Below are 3,574 nucleotides of genomic sequence, written 5' to 3' on the forward strand. Positions count from 1 at the left end.
CGAATGCCTTGCACAGCTGGATTGCCGCCGAGCCGATGCCACTGGCGCCAGCATGCAGCAGGACCTTCTCGCCCGGTTGCAGATCGGCCAGCTGGAACAGGTTCAGCCACACCGTCGCGTAGACCTCGACGATGCCTGCGGCCTCGTGCAGGCTCAGCCCCTCGGGCACGGGCAGCACGTGACGGCCATCGACCACCACCTCCTCGGCCATGCCACCCCCGGCCAGCAACGTGCATACCCTGTCGCCAATCTGCCAGGACGAACCGACGCCGACCTCGCTGATGACGCCTGCACACTCAAGGCCCAGAATATCGCTGGCGCCCGGTGGCGGCGGGTACAGGCCGGCGCGCTGCATCAGGTCGGCCCGGTTGAGACCGGCCGCGGCGACGCGAATCTTCACTTGACCTACGTCACACGTCGGGCTCGGCCGTTCGCTCCACTCCACATGTCCTTCCACGCCTTGCAATGCCTTCACGGTGCCTCCATAGTTGAGTCATGACTGAGCCCGACGCCTTGGCGCCGGGCTTTTCGCATTATGCGTCCGGCTTCAACGGAACCGGCGAATTCAAAGACGGCCTAATATGCGTGATCAATTGCCCCCACGTCGAATCAGCATGAAGCATTTCATTCCCGGCAGTGCCCTGGCGCTGTGTATCGGCCTCGGCAGTTTGTCGATGTCCGCCAATACCTTGGCCGCCAACAGCTGGGACAAACTTCAGCCGGATCGCGACGAAGTGGTGGCCAGCCTCAATGTGGTCGAGCTGCTCAAGCGCCATCATTACAGCAAGCCGCCGCTCAACGATGCGCGCTCGGTCATCATCTATGACAGCTACATCAAGCTGCTCGATCCCTCGCGCAGCTATTTCACGGCAGCCGACATCGCCGAGTTCGACAAATGGAAGACTCAGTTCGACGATTTCCTGAAGAACGGCAACCTGGATCCCGGCTTCATCATCTACAAGCGCTATCTGGATCGGGTCAAGGCCCGTCTGGACTTTGCCCTGGCTGAACTGAACAAGGGCGTCGACAAGTTCGACTTCACCACCAAGGAAACCCTGCTGGTCGACCGCAAGGACGCCCCTTGGCTGAAGAACGAAGCCGAGCTGGACGACCTGTGGCGCAAGCGCGTGAAGGATGAAGTGCTACGCCAGAAGATCGCCGGAAAAGACGCCGCGCAGATTCAGGAAACCCTGTCCAAGCGCTACAAGAACCAGCTGGCGCGCCTGGACCAGACCCGCGCCGAAGACATCTTCCAGGCGTACATCAACACCTTCGCCCAGTCCTACGATCCGCACACCAACTACCTGTCGCCGGACAATGCGGAAAACTTCGACATCAACATGAGCCTGTCGCTCGAAGGCATCGGTGCGGTCCTGCAAAGCGATAACGATCAGGTCAAGATCGTGCGTCTGGTACCTGCCGGTCCGGCCGACAAGACCAAGCAGGTCGCCCCTGCCGACAAGATCATCGGCGTCGCCCAGGGCGACAAGGAAATGGTCGACGTGGTCGGCTGGCGCCTGGATGAAGTGGTCAAGCTGATTCGCGGCCCGAAAGGCTCCACCGTGCGCCTTGAAGTGATTCCGCACACCAATGCGCCCAACGATCAGACCAGCAAGATCGTCTCGATCACCCGCGAAGCGGTCAAGCTCGAAGAGCAGGCGGCGAAGAAGTCGATCCTCAACCTCAAGGAAAACGGCCGCGACTACAAGCTGGGCGTGATCGAGATTCCAGCCTTCTACCTGGACTTCAAGGCGTTCCGCGCCGGTGACCCGGACTACAAGTCGACCACCCGCGATGTGCGCAAGCTGCTCACCGAGCTGCAGAAGGAAAAAGTCGACGGCGTGGTCATCGACCTGCGCAACAACGGCGGCGGCTCCCTGCAGGAAGCCACCGAACTGACCAGCCTGTTCATCGAGAAAGGCCCGACCGTATTGGTGCGCAACGCCGATGGCCGTGTCGACGTGCTCGAGGATGAAAACCCCGGCGCGTTCTACAAAGGCCCGCTGGCGCTGCTGGTGAACCGTCTGTCCGCTTCGGCCTCGGAGATTTTCGCCGGTGCCATGCAGGATTATCACCGCGCTCTGATCGTTGGCGGACAGACCTTCGGCAAGGGCACGGTGCAGACCATTCAGCCGCTCAACCACGGCGAGCTCAAGCTGACCCTGGCCAAGTTCTACCGGGTTTCCGGACAGAGCACCCAGCATCAGGGCGTGCTGCCGGACATCGCCTACCCGTCGATCATCGACACCAAGGAGATCGGCGAGAGCGCCCTGCCCGAAGCGATGCCGTGGGACACCATCCGCCCGGCCATCAAGCCGGCCAGCGATCCGTTCAAGCCGTACCTGGCCAAGCTGACCGCCGATCATGACGCGCGCACCGTCAAGGATCCGGAATTCATCTACATCCGCGATCGCCTGGCCCTGGCCGAGCAGTTGATGAAAGAGAAGACCGTGAGCCTGAACGAGGCCGATCGTCGTGCCCAGCACAGCGACATCGAAGCCAAGCAACTGGCGTTGGAAAACACCCGTCGCAAGGCCAAGGGCGAAGAGCCGCTCAAAGAGCTGAAGAAGGAAGACGAAGACGCACTGGGCGCCGATCCGGACAAGACCAAACCGGAAGACGACGCTTACCTGGCCGAGACCGGGCGCATCCTGCTCGACTACCTGAAACTCAATACGTCGGTGGCCAAGCACTGATCCACGGAAGTAATGACTGCAACGTGACACCTGCGTCATCAAACCGAAATGAAGCTGTCGTGAAATAGGGACCCGCTGCGTGAGCAGCGGGTCTTTTTTTGCGTCTGGCCCGGTGCTTTCAACCTGTTTCACGCATCGGTCAGAACGACCTTCAGCAAGGTAGCGTACCGATGACCGTCATTGAACAGCTCAGCGCCCTGGACACCATTCTGGCCCAAGGCGGTGTGCACAGCTTGTTCCAGCCCATCGTGTCACTGTCCCAGCGACAGATCCTGGGCTTCGAGGCATTGAGTCGAGGGCCGTCGAACAGCCCGCTGCACTCGCCGATCAATCTGTTCGCCGTCGCCCGCCAGGCCGGGCGGCTCAACGAGCTGGAGATGATGTGCCGCGAAACCGCCTGCCGCCGCTTCAGCGAACAGCGCCTGGACGGCAAACTGTTTCTCAACGTGTCGCCTGAGTCGCTGCTCGAACCGCTGCACGAAAACGGCCGCACCTTGCAGTTGTTGCAACGCTACGGCATCAGCCCAAACCAGGTGGTCATCGAACTCACCGAACAGACCCCTACCGACGATTTCCAACTGCTGTTCAACGCCCTGCATCATTACCGTGCCATGGGGTTTTCCATTGCCCTGGACGACTTGGGAGCAGGCTATTCGAGTCTGCGCCTGTGGTCGGAATTGCGCCCGGACTACGTGAAGATCGACCGTCACTTCATCGATGGCATTCACCAGGACGCCCTCAAGCGTGAGTTCGTCGGCTCCATCCTGCAGATCGCCAAGGCCTCCAAAGCCCAGGTGATCGCCGAGGGCATCGAGCTGGAGGAAGAACTGCTGGTGCTCATCGAGATGGGCGTCGACCTGGTCCAGGGCTATCTGCTC

At 61.0% G+C, this 3,574-nt stretch carries 3 protein-coding genes; 2 read left to right on the forward strand and 1 reads right to left on the reverse strand.

The features are described 5' to 3' along the window. The coding region (locus tag B2V21_RS13280) for an alcohol dehydrogenase catalytic domain-containing protein (protein ID WP_286917089.1) at positions 1-475 on the reverse strand (475 nt) is incomplete at its 3' end. 139 nt (positions 476-614) lie between these two features. Here B2V21_RS13280 and B2V21_RS13285 point away from each other — a divergent pair. Further along, the gene (locus B2V21_RS13285; RefSeq protein WP_177327969.1) at positions 615-2,696 is read left to right on the forward strand and encodes a carboxy terminal-processing peptidase; all 2,082 of its coding nucleotides are present in this window, start codon (positions 615-617) and stop codon (positions 2,694-2,696) included. Positions 2,697-2,866: 170 nt separating this feature from the next. Continuing rightward, positions 2,867-3,574, forward strand: a 708-nt coding sequence (locus tag B2V21_RS13290; protein ID WP_286917090.1) for an EAL domain-containing protein, incomplete at its 3' end; no start/stop codon positions are given.

Source organism: Pseudomonas sp. UBA6276 (assembly GCF_002438365.1).
Taxonomy (GTDB): domain Bacteria; phylum Pseudomonadota; class Gammaproteobacteria; order Pseudomonadales; family Pseudomonadaceae; genus Aquipseudomonas; species Aquipseudomonas coleopterorum.

Excerpts from the sequence above, each read along its gene's own strand:
- B2V21_RS13285 (WP_177327969.1), top strand. The coding sequence starts at position 615 with ATGAAGCATTTCATTCCCGGCAGTGCCCTGGCGCTGTGTATCGGCCTC.